Annotated in this window: 11 protein-coding genes; 8 read left to right on the forward strand and 3 right to left on the reverse strand. The window is 59.1% G+C overall.

All coding sequences use genetic code 11. The features are described from left to right. Positions 1 to 42 precede the first annotated feature (42 nt). The 7 genes from sctN (at position 43) to YUU_RS0109015 (ending at position 5,765) form a co-directional block, all read left to right on the forward strand. Positions 43 to 1,332: a type III secretion system ATPase SctN gene (gene sctN / locus YUU_RS0108985; protein WP_198031723.1), complete on the forward strand. Its 1,290-nt coding sequence runs from the start codon at positions 43 to 45 to the stop codon at positions 1,330 to 1,332. Then, entirely contained in the window at positions 1,308 to 1,841 is a 534-nt protein-coding gene (locus tag YUU_RS0108990) for a hypothetical protein (protein WP_027522094.1), read from the forward strand. Before sctN ends, YUU_RS0108990 begins: the two co-directional genes overlap by 25 nt. Positions 1,842 to 2,077: 236 nt before the next feature. Then, complete coding sequence (gene sctQ / locus YUU_RS0108995; RefSeq protein ID WP_371260479.1) at positions 2,078 to 2,962, forward strand: type III secretion system cytoplasmic ring protein SctQ; 885 nt, start codon at positions 2,078 to 2,080, stop codon at positions 2,960 to 2,962. After that, on the forward strand, positions 2,955 to 3,620 hold the full coding sequence (gene sctR / locus YUU_RS0109000) for a type III secretion system export apparatus subunit SctR (RefSeq protein WP_027522072.1): 666 nt from the start codon (positions 2,955 to 2,957) through the stop codon (positions 3,618 to 3,620). Before sctQ ends, sctR begins: the two co-directional genes overlap by 8 nt. Before the next feature lie 2 nt (positions 3,621 to 3,622). Further along, entirely contained in the window at positions 3,623 to 3,898 is a 276-nt protein-coding gene (locus YUU_RS0109005; RefSeq protein WP_027522073.1) for an EscS/YscS/HrcS family type III secretion system export apparatus protein, read from the forward strand. A gap of 11 nt (positions 3,899 to 3,909) precedes the next feature. Beyond that, a complete protein-coding gene (gene sctT / locus YUU_RS0109010; RefSeq protein WP_027522074.1) occupies positions 3,910 to 4,731 on the forward strand; it encodes a type III secretion system export apparatus subunit SctT in 822 nt (273 codons plus the stop codon). Beyond that, positions 4,728 to 5,765: an EscU/YscU/HrcU family type III secretion system export apparatus switch protein gene (locus YUU_RS0109015; protein ID WP_027522075.1), complete on the forward strand. Its 1,038-nt coding sequence runs from the start codon at positions 4,728 to 4,730 to the stop codon at positions 5,763 to 5,765. The genes sctT and YUU_RS0109015 overlap by 4 nt, the downstream gene beginning before the upstream one ends. A gap of 45 nt (positions 5,766 to 5,810) precedes the next feature. Here YUU_RS0109015 and YUU_RS0109020 read toward each other — a convergent pair whose 3' ends face one another. Genes YUU_RS0109020 through YUU_RS0109030 form a run of 3 tightly spaced genes read right to left on the reverse strand, consistent with a single transcriptional unit; the run spans position 5,811 to position 8,668 of the window. Then, complete coding sequence (locus tag YUU_RS0109020) at positions 5,811 to 6,473, reverse strand: CpaD family pilus assembly lipoprotein (RefSeq protein WP_027522076.1); 663 nt, start codon at positions 6,471 to 6,473, stop codon at positions 5,811 to 5,813. A 10-nt stretch (positions 6,474 to 6,483) separates the two neighbouring features. Next, positions 6,484 to 7,950 carry a pilus assembly protein N-terminal domain-containing protein gene (locus YUU_RS0109025; protein ID WP_027522077.1) on the reverse strand — a complete coding sequence of 489 codons (1,467 nt, stop codon included), beginning with the start codon at positions 7,948 to 7,950 and terminating at the stop codon, positions 6,484 to 6,486. A 28-nt stretch (positions 7,951 to 7,978) separates the two neighbouring features. Then, positions 7,979 to 8,668 (reverse strand): response regulator transcription factor, encoded by a 690-nt coding sequence (locus YUU_RS0109030; RefSeq protein ID WP_027522078.1) that lies wholly within the window; start codon positions 8,666 to 8,668, stop codon positions 7,979 to 7,981. Between the two features lie 3,571 nt (positions 8,669 to 12,239). Here YUU_RS0109030 and xopAD point away from each other — a divergent pair. Next, positions 12,240 to 19,361, forward strand: a complete 7,122-nt coding sequence (gene xopAD / locus YUU_RS50465; protein ID WP_245287978.1) for a XopAD/skwp family type III secretion system effector — start codon at positions 12,240 to 12,242, stop codon at positions 19,359 to 19,361. The last annotated feature ends 1,043 nt before the right edge of the window (positions 19,362 to 20,404 follow it).

Genomic DNA, 20,404 nt, shown 5'->3' on the forward strand with positions numbered 1-20,404 from the left:
GGCCCTGATGGAGAGGAGACTCTCCAAGCGGCGCTTGCGCGTCTGCGATCTGCAGCAGGGCATGTGGACACGCGTGCCGTGCGCGGACGGATCACGCGGGCGATCGGCACGCTCATCCATGCGGTCTTGCCGGATGCTCGTATTGGAGAGCTGTGTGTCCTTAAGGATCCGCGCACCGGATCCTCGCTTCAGGCCGAGGTGATCGGTCTGTTGCACGATGGCGTGTTGCTGACGCCCATTGGTGACCTGCAAGGCATGTCCAGCCGCGCAGAAGTCGTTGCCACTGGACGGATGCACGAAGTGCCTGTCGGCCCCGACTTGCTTGGCCGGGTGATCGACAGCTTCGGCCGTCCGCTCGATGGCAAGGGCGCAGTCAAAGCCACGGAAACTCGTCCCCTGCGCGGCAAAGCGCCAAACCCGATGACGAGACGTATCATCGAGCACCCCCTGCCACTCGGCGTTCGCGCCATGGATGGTCTTCTGACATGCGGCGAGGGCCAGCGGATCGGCATTTATGGAGAGCCTGGTGGCGGCAAGTCGACGTTATTGTCGCAGATCGTAAAAGGCGCGGCCGCTGACGTCACCGTGGTTGCGTTGATAGGCGAGCGTGGACGCGAAGTGCGTGAGTTCATCGAGCGGCATCTTGGGGAGGCGGCGCTTCGCCGCACGGTCGTCGTCGTTGAGACCTCCGATCGCTCGGCGATGGAGCGGGCGCAATGTGCTTATACCGCAACCGCGCTCGCCGAATATTTTCGCGAACAAGGCCTGCGCGTCGTTCTGATGATGGATTCATTGACGCGATTTAGCCGCGCCATGCGCGAAATTGGTCTGGCTGCCGGAGAGCCACCGACCCGCCGGGGCTTTCCTCCCTCTGTCTTTGCCATGCTGCCAGGCTTGCTGGAACGCGCTGGCATGGGGGAGCACGGCTCAATTACGGCTTTCTATACCGTGCTTGTAGAAGGTGACGGCGCGGGCGATCCAATCGCCGAGGAAACGCGCGGCATTCTCGATGGTCATATCGTTCTCTCACGATCTCTCGCGGCACGGGGGCATTTCCCCGCCATCGATGTGCTGTCGAGCCGCAGCCGCATCATGGATGCCGTCGTATCTGCGCCGCATCGCCAGGCAGCATCCTTGTTCCGTGATCTGCTCTCCCGCCATGCAGAGGCGGAATTCTTGATCAAGGTTGGCGAATACAAGCAAGGCAGCGATTTGCTGACGGACCGAGCTATCGCCTCGATCGATGATCTGCGCGATTTTTTGCGCCAGGGTGAAGACGATGCGTCCACTTTTGAGGAAACCGTTACATGGATGTGCCGTCTGACCGCATGAGTTGCATTCACGCTTCGAGATTGCGGCACGTGAAGGATATGCGTGAGCGTAGCGCTCGCAATGAGTTGTCCAATATGGAAGCCAAACGTCATATCGCGACCTTGGCCGCGGAGCACGCATGGCAGGAACTTGCAATTGCCGAACAGCACCACACACAGGCGGAGGCCGAAGTTTATCAGCAGTTGACATCGCTCGGTACCTTGTCCGTCGTTGAGCTGGATCGTTGCGAGCTCACCCTTGAGAGGCTCGCAATTGAGATCACGTCGAAACGCCAGGCGCTTGAAGAGGCGCGTATCGCTCAAGAGCAGGCCGAGACAGCGGCATCGGAGAAGCGGGCGCACTGGGCCAAACGTTCCGCCGCGACTCATAAATGGCGACAAATCGAGACCGACGTCCGGCGTGCGGCCGATACCCATTCGGAAGCGACAGCTGAGCTAGAGGCCGATGATGAAGTCTTGCTTCGCTATGGGAGCGGCTTGCTCACGGCGGTGGCGGAAAGTTCAATTTGATGACAACAGCTAGTCCTGTTGGGCTGCAAGGGTGCTGTCCTGTAGACCCAGCTCCTGCAAGTCGTGCGGACGAGTACGCCAAGTACGAGCCGTCTCAGAGTCTGCCCCATACTCTCGTCTCGTGGCTCAATAGAATCGCGGGGCTGCGCACGTCTTTGCGGAGTAACCTTGGCGATAAGCCGCTATCGCTGCGCGTGGGGCGACTTGTGTGGCAGCAGGAGCCTTCGGCTACCTCGATGCTCGACTGCGTTTGGGGCGTCGGAGATGATGCGATCGTCTGGTCGATACCATATGCGCTAGCCGAGGCGTTGATCTCGACAGTGCAGAGTGGCGGTAGCCTAGCTCAATTTTCCGAGCCAAGTCGTTCGCTCGTTCTTGAACTTGCACTCGAACCGTTACTCGCTCGTCTGGAGACTGAGACACAGCAGAAACTGCAACTTCTCCATGTCGGAAAGGCCGAGACGAAAGGGCCTTATATCGAATTTGACATCGTCTACGGCCCGGTCAAGGGCAAAGGTCGCCTGTTTCTTTTCTCCCCTCTTGATGGACCGATACCGCCGGCGTTCCGCGCCTTAGGTGAGCTGCTCGCCAAGTTGCCGCCAGAGATGCGCAAGCTTTCCACAGAGCTACCCATCATCGTTGCAGGAGAGATCGGCGCGCTCCGCGCTTCAGCCTCGCTTCTTCGCAAGACAAGTGCAGGCGATGCCTTGTTGCCAGAGGTCATGCCATTCGCTCATGGCCAGATCATCCTCACCGCGGGCCGGTTATGGACCGCGGCAGATGTCGCCGGCAACCGCCTGATCCTGTGCGGACCATTTCATTCGCGACCGCGCCCCCTGGAGTATGCGCATATGACGACACAACCCGGTCAACTGCAGCCGCCCTCGGAAGCCGATCTCGAGGATATCGAGATCTCGCTTGTCTTCGAATGCGGCCGCTGGCCGATCACGCTGGGAGCACTGAGGAGCATCGGCGAAGGACATGTGTTCGAACTTGGCCGGCCGGTCGACGGCCCGGTCGATATCCTTGCAAACGGGGTGCGCATCGGACGTGGCGACATAGTACGTATTGGGGAAGAGCTCGGCATCAGACTGCGTGGCGGGTTGGCGGGCAATGACTGACATTCAACCAGCAATCCTGGCGCTTCTTGCGATCACGGCCGGGCTCGGCCTCCTGGTCTTCGCGGTCGTCACGACCACGGCGTTCATAAAGGTATCTGTCGTTCTCTTCCTCGTTCGCAATGCACTTGGGACCCAATCAATACCTCCGAACATCGTGCTATACGGCGCCGCATTGATCCTCACCGCCTTCACGAGCGCCCCCATCTTTGAGCAGAGCTACAATAAAATCGCCGATCTGCAGCTGCGCTATCAGACGCTCGAGGATTTTGTAACCGCTGCGAAGGAGGGGCAGGAGCCGCTGCGAGGCTATCTCAAGAAGTTCACCAATGAAGAACAGCGAGAGTTTTTCCTGTCCTCGACCGAACGTGTCTGGCCAGAGGAGATGCGCGGCAAAGCCACAGCCGATGATTTCGCTATTCTTGTCCCATCTTTTCTAATCTCAGAACTCAAGCGTGCCTTCGAAATCGGATTTCTACTCTATCTTCCCTTTATCACGATCGATCTGATCGTAACGACCATTCTGATGGCCCTGGGCATGTCAATGGTGTCTCCGACAGTGATATCTGTTCCTTTCAAGCTCTTTCTATTCGTGGCCATTGATGGCTGGTCGCGTCTCATGCACGGGCTCGTGCTGAGCTATACAACACCTGGAGGTTGAGCATGGATGAGACCACTATTCTCACTCATATGAGCAGATCTCTGGTGCTTTTCATGATCTGGGTTCTGCCTCCACTCATTGCAGCGGCGGTCGCCGAAACCGTCATCGGCATCATCCAGGCGGCAACGCAGATCCAGGACCAGACATTGCCACTCACCGTGAAGCTTCTGGTCATTGTTGGGATTATCGGTTTGTTTTCTCCGGTCCTGAGCGCCCCGCTTATCGAGCAAGCCAAGCAGATTTTCACTGACTTTCCCGCGCTCACGACGGGCTACTAGCAGCCGTCGCCATGTATGATTTGTCAACCGCCGAGATTCAAAGTCTGATCCAGGCGGCCATTGAACTCGTCGTTGCAGCCGGCCTTGGTGCGGCCCGCCCTGCGGGCATTATGCTGGTGCTGCCCGTATTTACGCGTCCGCAGATCGGCCGGCTGATCCGCGGCTGCCTAGCGGTTGCGATCGAACTACCATATTTGACGCAAGTCGCCGATGGCCTGAAGGCGCTAGATCCGGACACACGTCTGCTCAAGATCACACTACTCGGTCTTAAGGAGGCTTGTGTCGGACTGATGATCGGCGCCCTGCTCAGCATTCCACTCTGGAGCCTTCAGGCCGTCGGCGAGATTATTGACACGCAACGAGGCATCAGCAGCGTGGTCACGCCCGCCGATCCCGCGACGCGCAGTCAAGCTTCGGCGACGGGACTATTTATCGGTATCACCGCGATCACGATCTTCGTCGTATCAGGGGGGCTGCACACCATGATCAGCGGGCTTTACGGCAGCTATCTGATCTGGCCGGTTTATCAGTTAGGACCCACGCTGAGCATGCAGAGAACAATGGAGCTGTGGGGCGTACTCGACAGCATCATACGTACCACCCTCCTGGTCTCTGGGCCTGTGGTGGCTTTCCTGTTGCTGGTCGACATATCAGCGCTCTTGCTCGAGCGCTTTGCGCCGCAATTGAACCCGAAGGATCTGACTTTGACGATCAAGAATATCGGCTTTGCGATCATCATGGTCACTTACGCGGTATATCTCATCGAATACATGCAATCGGAAATCACGCAGTCGGGCCGCGAGCTGAAGAGGCTTGAAAGGCAACTGAAATGAGCGACACGAGCGAAGAGAAAACGCATGCCGCCAGCGACAAGAAGCTAAAAGATGCGCGCAAGAAAGGAACGGTTCCGCACAGTGCCGATCTCGTCAAAGCCGTCAGCGCTTGCGCCGGTCTCGGCTATCTCTGGGTGGAAGCGAGCTCCATCCAGGGCAAGTGCCGTGAAGCGCTCATGCTGACTGACAAGCTGCTGAATCAGCCGTTCAATATTGCGGTCGATCTGGCGCTCGGTGTCTTGCCCGAGCTTGCCTTCCGAATTGTTGGCCCGCTGCTTGGGAGTGTTGTCATCTGCGCAATTCTGACGGCAGTCCTGGCCAATGGTGGACCAGTGTTCTCCACGGAGCCGATGACGCCGAAATTCGAAAATATTGATCCCATCAAAGGGTTGAAGCGCATCGCTTCCTTGCGTTCCCTCGTCGAGCTTGGCAAGAGCTTGTTCAAGCTCGTCTGCCTCGGTGCGATCTTTCTCCTCGTCGTTGTCGGCGCGTGGAAGACACTGGTTTATCTGCCGGTTTGCGGCATGGGCTGCTTCGACTTCCTCTTCATCGAAGTGAAACTGTTGATCGGAATTGCCTGCGGCGCGTTTCTGATCGTCGGATTGATCGATCTCCTCCTCCAGCGCTGGTTATTTTTGCGCAACATGCGCATGACTGAGAGCGAGATGAAGCGCGAGCACAAGGAGCAGCAAGGTAATCCGGAGCTGAAACGGGAACACCGTCGTCTCCGGCGGGAGCAGGCGAATGAGCCCCCGCTCGGCTTGCATCGCGCAACATTGATCTTGACTGGGGGAAAGATGCTGGTCGGGCTGCGCTACGTCCGTGGCGAAACCGGCGTGCCGGTCCTGGTTTGCCGCGGTGAGGGCGAAGCGGCTTCACGGCTCTCGGATGAGGCGCGAGCCCTTCGTCTCAGTATTGTCGATGACCACGGCCTGGTCCGTGAGCTTATCCGCACCACCAAGCTTGGTAGCCCCATTCCCATGCAGTATTTCGAATCTGTCGCAAGAGCACTCCTTGCCACCGGCCAAGTCTAGTTCGTGTTGCGAAAGACGTCGCATGACGAGTGGGGACGTTGATCGCTACCGAGACGGCTGTGCGGCCTGGGTTCCGCTTGAGGTGGGATCTGATGACGCCTTGTTGTTAGCTGTGCCCAAGTTGCTGCTATTGCCTGTCGCGAAGCTTTTGTATGTGGCAACGGGAATGGCCGCACGATTGCCATCACTCGGCATAACGGCCTGATTGTCGAGCAAGTCGTGCGGATCGTTGACCATTCCGGCCAGATTGTTGCGGATCGAGCAGCCAAGCGTCGGGTCGAAAGAATTGTCGTTCACTGAAGGGCCGACGATCGACATCGACGGACAGACCGGAGGGTGTGCCTCATACGTAATCGCCTCGATTCGCGCGGCAGAGCCAACGCGCCGGTCGATGGATGGGCCCAAGAAGCGGATATTGTAAGGGTCGACGCCCATTGCGCGGGCCTCACTGGCTATCTGCGCTCCGAGTCGAGGTGAGCCGGTGATATCGAGATGGAGCGCGTCACGCCGACCGCGACTGGTACTGGCTATGAAATACCGCAGGCGCTGCCGCTCAGTCCCTCGAAGGCTCTGCAACAGCAAAACGTTCGTCTCCGGTTGCACCAGGATCGCTTGCGCAGTCGGCTCGAAATAGGTCGGTGTGGTGCTTGTGCAGCCACCTAGGCTGGCCGTCAGAGCGATCAGGGTGGGCACGATTCGAAATGTCATTGGTCGATCCTCATTCGATGATGTGGCCGCCACCCCGTGTCGTGCTTGGTACGCTGGTCGGGGGAGCACCGCGACCAGGCGGGCGAGTTGCCAACGTGTTCGTCAGACTTCGCCCGAGGTCTGAGGGCGGTGCGATGCGGTCGGTGGGGGCACTCATCGGTCTCGTGTTCGATCGTGGCCGCACGACGTAGGGCGTGACGATAATCACGAGTTCCGTCTCCTCCTGTTGAAATGAGGATGAGCGAAACAGCGCACCAAGAATCGGCACGTCGCCGAGCCAAGGGAAAGTCGTAATATCAGTGTTGAAGTTGCGCCGGATGAGCCCACCGATTGCAAAGCTTTGGCCGCTGGCGAGCTCGACGACCGTGTTGGCGCGCCGGGTGGAGAGAGCCGGCACGGAGATGCCGTTGATGGTGACCGCGCCTTGTGTCGATAGTTCGCTGACTTCGGGCTTCACGCGGATGTTGATCTGATTGTTACTGAGAACGGTCGGCACGAACTCCAGGCTGACGCCGAAGTGACGAAACTCGACGGAGACCTGCCGATTGTCCTGCAAGACTGGAATGGGAAATTCGCCGCCGGCCAGGAAGCTGGCGGATTCGCCGGACATTGCGGTGAGGTTCGGTTCAGCAAGTACGGACGCGAGGTGCTCGTGGGCCATTGCATCGAGTACGGCGCTGACGTTGACGTTGCCAGTATTGACTCCGATCCTTGCCGTACCGCCGCCCTGCGCCGCGCCGTTACCGCCGCCACTGCCACTGACCAAGCCGAGAGTGAAAGGGCCAGCTTGACCGGAAGCGGAGAGGTTGACGCCGAGCTCCTTCATGGCGCTCCGGGAGACCTCCGCCACGCGCACGCTCAGATTGACCTGCAATGACCCAGCCACCTGGATCTTGTTGACGACGAGCGCGCCGGCGCCGAGAAACTGCTCAGTCACTTTCACTGCGCTATCGACGATCTCCGCATTGGGCGCCGTACCGCTAAGGATCGCGCCGCGCGGGGTATAACTGACCTGGATCGGATAGTCGCCGACCTGTGCTTTCAGCGTGGCACGCAGATCCTCGATCGGCTGCGTGACGACAACACGCAGTTCAGCCAGAGCCTCCCCGTTCTCGTTCAGTGCGAACAAGCTGGTCCGTCCCGATTTCTTGCCAAAAACAAAGATGGTATTGTTCGACGGCGCCTGATAGTCCGCGATCGTAGGATCGGCGACAAAGATGCTCGCAGCTGGCGCGGGCAGATGAATTGTCTTACCGAGCGAAGAGGAAAGGGTCAGTGTCCCGCTAATGCCGTCAGGAGCGGTGCGCGGCGGCCCCCCTCCATCATTCCGCTTGATCTGAGCTGCGGCAGCGAGCGGGGATAGCAGAACGACCACGCACAAAAGATGCGAAAGACAAGGAAGAAAGGTGGATAAAAGGGCGTTGGCAGCGATCGATACTCGACTGACGCCCGCATGCTTATCAAAATCGATGTTCAAGACAGTCTTTTCTTTCAAGTTCGATTGACTAGGCGGCCGACGCCGCGCCTTTTAATTCAAGGACGTAGCCGATCCCGCGCGCGGTTTTGATCCGTAGCGTTGCGCCGGACTGACTCAAATGACCGCGTAAACGATAGATTCCGACCTCAAGCGCATTGGTCGAAACCTCGTTGTCAAACGCATAGAGGCCATCCTCCAATGACGCGCGCACCACGGTGCGGCCTGCGCGGCTGAGCAGATGCTCAAGAATGCACACTTCGCGGCGCGCAATCTTCAGCGGCCGACCATTAACGGAGGCCTGCCGACCGATCGGATCGAATCTTAGATTGCCAAAAGTAACGACGGGGGCCGTCATTTGCGTTGATCGGCGCAGAGTGGCGCGCATCCGTGCGATGAGTTCATCAGTAGACACGGGCTTGGGCAGGAAGTCGTCCGCACCTCCATTGAAAATCGCGATCCGCCTGCCGAGCTCGTTAAGGCTGCTCATCATCACGGCAGGCATCGAATACCCGTCGCGCCTCAACTGCTTCAGCCACTCCAAGCCGTCTCCATCCGGTAGAAGTAACTCGAGTAGAAGGATGTCATAGCGGGCACAACCAAAGGCGGCGGCGGCCTCATCGAGCGTGCGCGTTACGTCAACGGCAAAACCGCAGTCCGAGAGCGCTTCGTGTACAACGCGGGCTGGGGCCGTCTCATGATCAACCAGTAGCGTTCGCATGTCATCACCTCTTACCAAGTCATGCCAAAAAACTTAGCACGTCATGTTCGAACATGACTTCGAGCGAAATTGAGCAGTTCGGCTTTCGCGCAAGCGTTTGCAGCCGGAATGGACGAAGAAGAACGGTACTAACCAGTCGCGCACTTGATCCGATCCAGTGTCAGCTCGGCTCGCATTTTCGACGGCCTCATATGGCTCGCATGCATCTTGGTGGACCTCCAGTCTGGCCTTGCCTCAGAGGCATCGACCGCAATCAATCAAACGCATCGACAGGCTTGGCAGAACCCTCGCTCATCGCCGCGACAATTTTGACAATTGTCAACGACATCAGGGGGGCAATATGATTGCGAGAACACGTGATGGTGAAATCGATTGTTTGGATGAAATACATTCACATTCCGGATCGGTGATGGTGTTTCCGGGAGGCTGGATCTAAATCTCCTCATCGCGATCGATGCCTTGAGCGGCGCAGCCTCACGGCAGCAGGTTTGATAGTTGATGAGCGGTAATTTCGGCGTTTTGCATCGTTGCGCTCCCAATTTGGCGCTCCCAATTTGCGAAGCCTCTCGCGCCGGTAGACTTTCCGTGCGGGACCTGTGGACTCACCATTCGGCCACGCGAGCCCGTGAGCGGCTAGCTTCTGCTACATCAAAGTCTCGATCGCCGCGTGGGCGACCTGTCGTCGGGTTTGCAGGCCGCTAGCTTGCTCGGTCTTTATCGCTTCGAGCCAATCTCTCTCGCTGCAAAGGACAGCCCCTCGATGGGGCCGAACCTCGCCAGCCCCGACATTCAGTCACGTCCAATACGCTGGCGGCGATGCACCCGTCGGGCGCCGGACCATTGGCGAGCGCATTTCTTATCTTTCGTTGTGACGCATGCCGCCTAGGCGGTTGAGTTGCCTACGTTCCACTGATTCTGGCCAACGGGTACGAAGGTCAGATATCGGACTTTGATTGACCTGCCTTCCCAATTCGAGACGCAACTTCAAGCCAGTTGGCGCGCCGGCGGACCGCTCGTCCGGTTTGGGCTGCAAGTGGAGCGGAGCTGATACGGCGTCAAGGTCGCATAGGCCATGCCGGCAGTAAGGGCTTGGGTGGCGTGGCCAAGAAGCTTGAGGGATGAGAGGGAGGCGAGCTTGGAACATTTGAGACATTCTATCTGTCGTGAAGTTGCGAGGGCCGGAGACCGCCGCGACCCGGCTGGATACGTACTGTACTTGTTTCGAATCGTACAATCTGACGCTCCGTCCGATTCAAGCCCCTATGAGAGCTCGTAGCTTGGCTCTATCAAACGCGCATGCCTCCAGATGGAGTGACGATACTGGAATCTGAAAATGCGCAGCTGCTCCGAAAGGCGTCTTGTCCGAACCGAGCAATTTTTTCCTGGCTATGAGCATCGTGGTTCCATCGCCTCTCGATGGGAAGACGGTGCTCGTCAAGCACGCAACGTCTTCTGCCCAGGACGGCAAGCTTACCTGAAGACGTAGATTCCGCCTGCTCGTTCGATGCGTCTAAAGCAGCGAATCCTTTGGCCGTCGTCGGTCCGCGGCCGCGCAACCAGTGATATCGTTCACGGGGCGCCTGACCCGCGACGACGAACTAAGTGGTCTTCTTCTCGACAAGATCGGGTTTGAGAGGACGGCCAAAGACTTCGTCGCTTTTTCGCGTCTGCAATAACATGGCATGGTTCAGCCGAGTGGTTGTACAAGAGTTTTCGTCACGAAGGCAGGTCCTCCAGCGCCGCGCATAGAGGCGGGGGGCGAACCGTTAAATCGCATAAAGGAGGATTTCAGAACCGGTCATGTGGCTGGACACGTTGCTCAATGGAAACAAACTAGCTTGAGAGGCTTCCTTTCGGCTTGGTCTTGCCGACAGACGGTCGTTCTGGTGCCATGGCCCGCGGAGTCGCGCTTGGGCCGCTAGCTGGGTGTCCGCAGCGAATTCGTCAGCTTCTCGTCAGCTCGCCCCTTTAGCTGTGCGCCGCCTTCAATAGACAGCTAGGATCATCCATTTTGCAGTGAGAATTCCCCAGCCTATGGCCCTCCAACCGATATGCTCCAACGCGTCGTCGCGGAGGGTATTGGCGGGCATCACCAAACTCAGCAGGGTCTTTCGCGCGAAATTGTTCGAGCCGAGATCATTGAGTGAGAAGTTCTGATCCGTCGTTCGACGTTCATCAGCTGACACCAAAAATCAACTTCACGGAATGCTGCAAGCCCGGCACAGCTAGTCGCGCTGCCGGGCGGCAATGAGCGTCGAATCCAGCTTACCTCGAACATCGAAGCGGGCGAGCAAATGTATCTGTCCTTGCGACAGATGCACCCTTGGCGATGAACGACGGTGCTCGCTTCCGCTGCTCGAAACACCCTTATCCAGCCGTCCGTTGTGTGTGCAGCAGCGTTAGCATCGTCATTTCGCGCTCCTGCCCTCTTGGAGGAGTCGCCACGACGGATCGGTCCAGCACGCAGCTAGGGCGATAAGCATTATCGCCCGCGCATTCGCATCCTCTTGGGAGACACGGCATGAGAGACGTCACCAGACGTAGGAACGCACGGATTTCGGACTTCGAAACGGGCAGCACCGCTCGGGATGATGAATCTCAATTCGCGTCTCGGCGCGGCGATGGGGCTAGCGGAACGTTCGGAGCTGTGCTTGGGCGGATGCGCTCTGAGCCTCAAGATGCTGAGGCTCCCTCAACACGCGCCCCGTCCGTGCCTGGCGATGATCGTTGCGATACTTTTGCCGATCCTAGCCCTGACGCACATAGAACCGGAGCGGGTGCGCCGTACGCAGCCTATGGCGGGCGCGAGCGGTCTGCGGGACACAAGCGTGGCGCCCAAACTCGGAAGCCAGGCTCCTCTCGTTCCGGTATCGACCCCTTCGAAGCCGATCTGCGGCCGGAAAGCTCGCAAACAGGTACGCTGCAACTGCGCCAAGGCGTGTCGGGACGGGACGCGGAATCGGGAACGCATCGTGGCGGCGAAGAAGGAGGTCATAGCGCCCACGATTGGCGTCATACCACTTATCGCGACGCCCAAGACCGGGAAGGCGGCTTAACCCATTCTCGCCTTGCGGTTCGGCAAGATAACCTAGCCACCGAAAGTTCGCGAACGGGCACACTTGCGCCGCACGCGCAATCGGCCTCGCTGCTTCCCTCCAGGGCAGGTAAGCGCCGCTTCGACGAACTGGCTGGGCACCGCCCGCATGCCGCGACATCGGAGCGGTATGGACGTGCAGAGCTCGAGAGTGGAAAAGTCCGCGCAGCGATCGAGACCATTGATCGGGCTTGTCGCGCGCATGACTTCAATCAATTCTCTCGAACCGTGGTCGACCATACACAACAGAATAATCCGAAGCAGTTGAAGATGCCTGGGCTAGCGGCGTTTCTGCAAAGGGCCGCGACTCTTTTCAAGACTGAATTCGTCCCGCTATGGGAAGACAACCTCCGCTACCAGCAATCGTGGGGCTACGCTACGACCTGCAATGCAGTGAGCCGGGAGGCCGGAGGTCAAGAGGGGATAGACGCTTGCAAGGCCATGGCAGCGCGACTGTCAGGACTTGATGACTCCCTCATGAGGAAAGTCGACCTCAAGGCTTTTTCGCTTTTTGCGGCGTCTTTCGGACGGCACACACAATCGAGTAGGTGCCGCAATGGAGCAATCAGGATCGCCGAGTTCTTTCGCGATGATCATGAAGCACTTCAGGAGCTGAACGAACAGAGTCTCTCGTTGCTCGCGAACGGATTAAGCAAGTGGCCGGAACGGGCGGAGTGTCGGCAAGCCACGGTCGCGATTGCGAGCGAAGTCTCTCGCCGCGCCCGCGGTGCGGGGTTCTCCCATGCCACTCAGCAGCAACTGTCCAACCTGGCAAACGCCTTCTGCAAGTGGCCCGACGAGGCGAAGTGCTGCCGGGCGACCGTCCTGATTGCCGATGAGGTGTCTGGTCGCGCACAACTTTCCGATTTCAATCCGCAGGCACTTACGAACCTGGCAAATGCGTTCTGCAAGTGGCCGGACCGAACGAACTGTAAGCGCGCGACGATCGCCATCGCCAGGGAGGTTGCCGGGCGCCGGCTGGGTGATTTTGAGCCGCAGGGCCTAGCGAACCTGGTGAACGGCTTCGACAAGTGGCCGGACGAGCGGCCTACCCGGCGAGCGGCCGTCGCAATTGCCGGTGAAATCTGCCGCCGGGACATCTCTGCGTTTACTCATCAGAACCTGTCCCTCCTTGCAAACGGCTTCAGCAAATGGCCGGACGAGGAGAACTGTCGCGCGGCCATAGTGGCAATTGCCGGGGAGGTCCTTCGCCGCGGGCTCGGCCATTTCACGCCACAGGCATTGGTGAACCTCGTGAGCGGTTTCAGCAAGCGGCCCGAGGAAGCGGATTGTCGCGCGGCCACAGCGGCAATTGCCGGAGCGGTCCTGGGCGGGCGACTGCGTGGTCTCACTCCGCAGGGCCAGACCGTCCTGGTCAACGGCTTCAGCAAATGGCCGGAAGATCCGACCTGTCGTGCGGGCACCGTGGTCATAGCCTCTGAGGTTTTTGAGCTCGCCCGCCGAACCGACGGTCTTTCTGACTTTCCTGTACAAGACCTCGCGCTGGCGGCGAATGGTTTCAGCAAGTGGCCGCATGAGAGGGGCTGTCGTCAGGCAACCGTCGCGATTGCCGACGAGATCCTCAGGCTTCCTGGCCGCCTTTCTAATTGTACGGCGCAGGAACTGGCCAATCTGGCAAACGGTTTCAGCAAGTGGCAGGCAGAGCCGGCCTGCGGCGAAGCCACAGGCGAGGTCGCCCGAGAGATCCTTGGACGTGCCGACCGCGACAGCCGGCTCGCTGGCTTTAGTGAGCAGTCGCTTTCGAACCTGGCGAATGCTTTCAGCAAATGGCCGGACCAGACGATTGTGCGTCAAGCCACGATCGCAATCGCCGGTGAGGTGCTCAGCCGCTCCGATCGGCTTTCGGCTTTTACCCGCCAGCAGTCCGCGAACCTGGTGAACGGCTTTTGCAAGTGGCCGGCAGAGGAGAGCTGTTGCCGCGCAACAGCCGCGATCGCCCGCGAGCTATGCGACCGCAACAGGCTATCCGGCTCTAATAGCCAGGGGCTGTCGAACCTGTTGAACGGCTTTGGCAAGTGGCCTGCAGACGAAGACTGCTCCGAAGCCGCCGCCGCGATCGCTCGGGAGATCCTCAGCCGTCGCCGCCTCTGCGAGTTTAATCCGCAGCAACAGGCTGACCTGATGAACAGCTTCATCAAATGGCGTGGACAGACTTCGTGCACCCAGGTGATGGTACACCTTGCGTGGGACCTTGGTCGGGGAGGTGAGCGGTTCGCTGTGTTCAACACGCCTCAACTCAGCATGATCGCCAATGCTGTTGGACGAAGTTTCATGAGGGCGGAGGAAGGTGGAGAGATTGCTGACGCCACTTTGCTCAAAGACCGGCTACAGCAGCTGGTTCATTACTTGCATTATGCAAATGATCGGCTCGAGCAGGCCGATGTTTTAAGCATAACCAACATCTTCAAGGCGATTGGAAAGGCCCGGCTTTTTGACGAACTCGGTCTGCTCGCAACGACAGGCTTGACTAGGCTCGAGGAATTGCTTCATGCCTCGGGCTTTGCCCGCGAGAACAACCTCGAATCCATGGGCAATGTTTGCATCGCTCTGCTGCCGCTGGCGCGCAGCCCGCAGAAGTCGATGCAGTGGCATCGGAGGCAAGCTCTCAACCTGCTCAACGATCTGCAACCAGTATTGGAGCAGAAAATAGCGGCATACCTAGCGGCAAGCAAAACGGAGCGGCGGACCCAGAGTTCGTTTTCGGCCCGCCGTCCCGCACTCTCGATTTTTCAGGTGCTCAAGGCGCGTAAGGTCCTAGAGACTTTGTACCGTCGGCCGTATGTCGAGGGCAACAAGTCTGATTTGGCGATGAGGCGGCAACAGCTGGAGCATGTGACCAAGAAGATCCTAGCCGACACACGAGCCCTGATCGAAGGCGATCTTTCCAACATGAGCTGGAATCTGATCGCGCAGATCGAGGCGGACGATGTGGTTGATGCGCTCGACTCATTCATGTCGCTCGATGAGGGCGTGATCCAAACTCAACATCCCTCGTCCGTCTTCGATACGCACCAGGTGTTACGAACCATGGATCACGAGCCTAGACCGCCGCAGGGTAAGGCAGGACTGATGCAGTTGCCAGTCGTGGACATGCAGGGGCGCCGACTGCCCACGGCACCCGAGACGCGATACTCGATGTTTCATCGCTTGACCTCGGGAGCGTTACCGGTCGTCGCGGTGCAACTACCGAAAAAGCCGAGCCCCTTCATGTTGCGGCGCGTGTTCTGTGTCGATGATGTGCCCTACCGGATGGACCTGTTCGGCGGGAGTAAGTTAAAGGCACCGAAACCAACCCTGTCGCAGATTGCTGCCGTCGCTCCAGGCGAGCAAAGACCCGCTTCTTCCGGCGGGAAGCTGTTGGCGATTCCGTATGCCGACACCGCACCGGGCACGGCGTTCGAGCAGCTTTCGCGCGCCTGGGCCCCCTTTAAGGAAGCATATTATTATACTCAGCGCAGGGGGTTCGCCGCGCCACCTGTCATCAAAGATCTTGGTCCTCATGACTACGCCCTGGAAGGTGCCTTTAAGTTGTCGCTGCTGCCAGACCGCCCTGCCGGCGAGGAACATCCCTTTAAGCTGATTGGACCAGACGGGCCGATCGCTTTGCGCCCGCACGATGGCTGCGGCTTCATCAGAGCCTCGTTAGCCGAGCGCATGTTAGCTGTTCGCCGGGGTCGTCAGCAGGAAGGTCCTGATCGGCTACTTGCCTACGGTGAGGAAAGGAAGGCGTCGCTGCCCGCCGCGGCGCTGCAATTTTATTCGCGCAGCGAGCAAGTGGCGGAGGAAGTGAGCGAGAAAACCAGGAGCTGGCTTGAGAGGAGAAAAGGGGAGCCACTGAGTTCGGAACAGCTGTATCGTACCGTGACGGCCGGACACATCGAGGGCCCCGGCGCGATCGCCGTGCCCTCCGATGATGGCCATCTGCACGTGCCTAAGCTCAAGAGCGATACGTTGGCTGGGGCGGCTGGTGTGCTGATCGGCCGCTCGCCATATGACAAGGCAAACCTGCGCCCGTTCACCACCGAGCGCGTAAAGACGGCATCTGAAGGCGATCCCACAGCGGCGTTCCTCGATAAATGCGTGGCGATTCAATACAGCTTTAATGTCGCCGAGAAGTCAGGTGATCAACTGGCGGCCGACGATCCGACCTTTTTCGCAAAAGGCATTCTGATCGTGGTGCCTGACGAGGTGTGGCCGGCCAACTATCGAGATCGCGGGCTGGTGATGTCGGCTGAGGACGTGAAATCCCATTCGAGCTGGACCGAGCGCAAGGACCGTGTGACGGCGGACACCTCACTCGATTGTGTCGGCATGCTCCAAGCCACCGAGGTATTCGCTCCCGGGTCCCTGGTTGCCGTTCCGCCCGATGAACAGAAAAAGCTCGACGGCGACTTCGATGGGGATACCGTCATTATTATCGGGGACCGGCCGCAGCTTTATGAGCATGTCCGGCAGTTTGATGCCGAGGAGCAGGCTCGCGGAGTCCGCTCACTCAAGCCGCCAAAGTCGCATACCCCCGCGATCGAGGACGGCAGGTACCAATTCAGTCGTGGCAACCAGATCCTGGCAGCCACGCAAGACACCTTGGAAACCTATAGCACTCTGCAGAGAAACTTTCTGGCTCAATCCGATCAAGCCCGGCGCTGGTTTGCGGAACGGGCAATCTTTGGCATCTACGAGGGCGTTGACCACGAGTTCAGGCAAGAGATCCGTGACTTATTGAACCGGGAGGAGACGAGCGGGCAAGATATTCAGGCGACGCTGGAAAGGGCGATGCGCGAGATCGACGTCGCAGAGCACCCAATCGCTCGCGAGGTCACCGAATTGCTCGTGGCCGACTTAGAGGCGTGGGCTTCGAGCGCGGATGCGCAGGTCCCGGTCGAAACAGAAACTGCCACCGATCTCGACCCTGGGCTGAGCCAAACGGCTTGCGAGCTTTTCCCGGACTTGGCGGACGCCTATCGGACCTCCGCTCACCCGCGAGACCGCGTCCAGGCCTTACTCGATCAATATCCTGCGCGCATCGATCCACGACCGGATGGTTACGAGCCGGACGACGTCGTACAAAGCACAATCAACCTCCTCAGCCTCGGCAACAAGGTCGGGACCGACGCCTATAAATCCGATACAAGTGCCCGCCTTTTCCTTAAAAAAGGCCAACACCTTCAGCGCCTCCTGCACAAGACGCCGGGCCTGAAGGCCGTGCCCTATATCAAAGGTGTAGCTGCCACGCTCATGCATGGCAGGTTCGATGTCGACACGTCCCTGGACGATCTGAAGGACAATCCGACGCTAGCGGCTTCAGTCATGGAAGCCTCAATCAAGCTCGCTGCCGACAAACACATCCTCCCTAAGTCCTCCGCTCGACAGCTCCCCACGGATGATTCCGCTATGGCGATGATTTTGACCAGCGCGGAGGCTGCCGACCGCGCCGGGGCGGAGTCCGCCAGGGCCGTAGAAGAAGAGAACGACATCACCACGGCGACCCTTCGGGTCGCCGAGATACTCAGGCGGGCGGATATCGAGGTGAGCATGCCTCGTTTAAATCGCTGCTTGAGATCAAAGGAGTCAATGACAGACCAACTGACGGGAGCGATCATCAAGTCTGACGGCGACACCCAGCTGATCAGCAACGCCGTGCGTCATCTCTTCGAAATCCCTGACAAGGATTTCACAAATGGTTTCAAGAAGGCCATGTTGGCGTTCGATGAGCGGGGCTACGCTGAGGTCAGCACCAGGAATTGGTTCAGGATGCGAGATCCAACCTTCGTCGGCGTCACTACCGTGCTGACCACGCCGGACGGCTATCGCTTTGAGGTAGAGTTCCATACGCCACAGAGCTTTGAAGCCAAGATTGCCAATCACGATACCTACAAGGAGCGAGGCAGGCTGCGGCTGCGAGCGAATGGGGATGCTCTGGACCAGGCTACGCAACAACTCGCCCAGCGCGCGCGGGAGGTCTGTAAGGACGTGCCGATCCCGGAGGGCGCCAGAGAGATTTCCCACTGGGGAAACGAACTCGACGCTCGATCCGCTGCCGGCGCCATCTTTGGCCCGCGAGCTGCCGAACGGTCAAGAATGCCCGAGAGATCACGGATCGCAAAAGAGGTTGTCTCTGTTCTGGGCTCGCGGCCGGTTGTGCTTGTCGGACTACCGGCCGCCGGAAAATCCCGCATTGGTCCTGCTCTCGCACGACGACTGGGGCTCGCCTTCGTCGACACGGACAAGAAAATTGAAAGGGAGACCGGTATGGCGATTACGCAAATTTTCGCCGCCAAAGACAAAGGCAAGCAGTGGTTCAGGAACCGCGAGGCGAGCTTGATCGCGCAGTTGGTCGAGAAAGGGAACTTGATCCTTGCAACCGGCGGTGGCTCGTTCGAGCGTGAGGAAACGCGGCGCCTCATCCTGGATAGAGCGGTCTCGATCTGGCTCGATACCGACCGCGGCGAGATTTGGAAGCGCCTTGCAAATGACACCAGCCGGCCGTTGTTGCGGATCGACGAGGCGGAGGAGACCTCGGGCGAGGGGAGTGCGAACAAGGTGGCCATCAAGAAGGAGCTCTTCGAGGAAATCGTCAAGGAGCGAATTCCGCAGTATTGTCAGGCAGATATCAACGTCGTTCCGCCCCACAAGAGAAACGACAACAAGAACGCGGATGCGTGTGTGACGGCGCTGCACGGCTATCTCTGTGGCGGCGCCGGGGAAGAAGCTTCGTTGGCCAGCTCGCTTCAGGGGCTTTCCACAGCGTCAAACCCTCCGAGCGCGGAAGCTTCGGTTCGGCTCAAGGGGCAGAGCCAGGGACCCGCGGCACCATCACCTGCGAGCGCTCCGCGGTCAGACGTCTACGGAAGCGTTGGGTCCGTGGTTGATTTGCCGTCGACACAGCAGATGATGCCTGATGATGCTCATTATCCGCGGGTTTCTCGGCGCAAAACATCCGATGGTCAGGTCGCTTCTTTGGATCCGACAGCCTCGCTCCACGCCAGCTTGGTGCCTGGCGCCACGGAATGGCTGGGTGACGAGCATATCGCGGCGGACTACGCGCTCCTTAACGAGCAGTTGCAGAGGGACAATCCGGGTCTGGCGGCGCAGACGCGGTTCGTTCAGCCGGCCCAAGCCCATCTGCTGCGCTTGACCCAGAGCCCGAGCGGCTGGCTGGAAACATTCCAGCGGATCGTACACGACCGGGATGGTAACGATACCGCCAGGTTCCTGCTCGTGCCAGTGAGCGATGGTCATGCTGATGACGAAGGCACGCATTGGTCGCTGTTGTTCGTGGATCGCCACGCGCCGGAGGGAGCGCTTGCGTACCACTACGACTCCGCCGGGGCACACAACACCACAGTTGCAGAACAACTCGCAGCAAGACTCGGCGTCCGTCTGCAGGTCGCTCGAATAACCCGGCAGCAGAATGGTTATGATTGCGGCGTCTTTGTCGTGGACGCCACGCGGGCGCTGGTTATACGATTGGCGCAAGGAGAGCGGCCAGGGCGCGAGCCGCTGCACCTTGACCACCTCGTCGCCGATCGGCCGGCGCTCCAGGACCGACTTGGAGCTGATGCCGGCCGAGGCTTATGAAGTTGGCTCGAACAGCTCTCGCCGACACGAGGATGGCAGGCTCGCCTGAACGAGCCGGTCAAGGCGGGTCCCCTCGCTTTGCGATTTGAGGATCTGCCGATACGTGGGCCAAGATGCGCCCTCTTTTCAAGTCGTAGGCAGGCTGGCGAACAACACGTCGATCGGCAGGTCGCCGCAGGAGTTGATCGGCCGCCGGCCGTACTGCCGGCGGTCTTTAAGGTGCCGTCGGGGTGCGTCATTGACGGACCTTTCTCCCGCACAGACGACTTCGCTGCCGGCTAGCTGGAGCATGATCCGGACCCGAAGGGCCGCGTTAGCGCAAAGTGTGGAGCGATTTTCCCTCGCGACAAACGCGGAAACGCGTTTGCGCGGAGATCATGCTCAAACAACAACGTAAAGCGCGATGACGATTCATCCTGATCTCATCGCGCTTCAGCTTACCTTACCGGGGGTGTCGATCAGCTTCCAACTTTCGGACGTCGACCCCCCTAAAGCTCGGGGCGGCAATATTTTGCTCTGACGCAATCTTGGAGCAACTCCCCTCGTTTCTGCGCCGACTATTTTTTTTGCATCAGTTCAATTTTGCCAGGGCCGTACATTTGCCTGCCTGACGAGCGCGAGGCGGGTGATCTGCCCCCTTCGTCTGTCCGTTGGACCAAGGTGAGGTCATCGCGGCCGATCCGCCGCTTCATCATTCGAACCGCCATGGGCCGAATGAGACAACGAGATTGGCGCGCCGAACGCGCTCAATCCACACGACATTGTTCGACGTCGCGCGCGACGGTGACCTCAAAATCGCAGCTTTCGACCCCAGGAATAGCCGGACAAGCGCGAGCCTTGCAGTCCAATAGGAAAGGGGCTTGGAGGGTTGTCATGCTCGTCGGGAGTTGCAAATCGTGTCGGTCGCTGAGCGCATTTTTCGTTAGCGTCAAGCATTCGACCACGCGTGCAAAGCCAAGAAGAGACATGGGCCGCATTGCGGTTCAATGATAGCGCATCCTTGCTCTGGTCGAAAGAGGATGTCAGTAGCCATGAGAACTTTG

Origin of the sequence: Bradyrhizobium sp. Ec3.3 (assembly GCF_000472925.1) — a bacterium.
Lineage (GTDB): Bacteria > Pseudomonadota > Alphaproteobacteria > Rhizobiales > Xanthobacteraceae > Bradyrhizobium.

Coding starts and splice junctions, on each gene's coding strand:
- sctT (WP_027522074.1), top strand. CDS start 3,910: ATGTATGATTTGTCAACCGCCGAGATTCAAAGTCTGATCCAGGCGGCC.
- xopAD (WP_245287978.1), top strand. CDS start 12,240: ATGAGGAAAGTCGACCTCAAGGCTTTTTCGCTTTTTGCGGCGTCTTTC.
- YUU_RS0109020 (WP_027522076.1), bottom strand. CDS start 6,473: ATGACATTTCGAATCGTGCCCACCCTGATCGCTCTGACGGCCAGCCTA.
- YUU_RS0109030 (WP_027522078.1), bottom strand. CDS start 8,668: ATGCGAACGCTACTGGTTGATCATGAGACGGCCCCAGCCCGCGTTGTA.
- YUU_RS0109015 (WP_027522075.1), top strand. CDS start 4,728: ATGAGCGACACGAGCGAAGAGAAAACGCATGCCGCCAGCGACAAGAAG.
- YUU_RS0109005 (WP_027522073.1), top strand. CDS start 3,623: ATGGATGAGACCACTATTCTCACTCATATGAGCAGATCTCTGGTGCTT.
- sctQ (WP_371260479.1), top strand. CDS start 2,078: ATGCTCGACTGCGTTTGGGGCGTCGGAGATGATGCGATCGTCTGGTCG.
- YUU_RS0108990 (WP_027522094.1), top strand. CDS start 1,308: ATGGATGTGCCGTCTGACCGCATGAGTTGCATTCACGCTTCGAGATTG.
- sctR (WP_027522072.1), top strand. CDS start 2,955: ATGACTGACATTCAACCAGCAATCCTGGCGCTTCTTGCGATCACGGCC.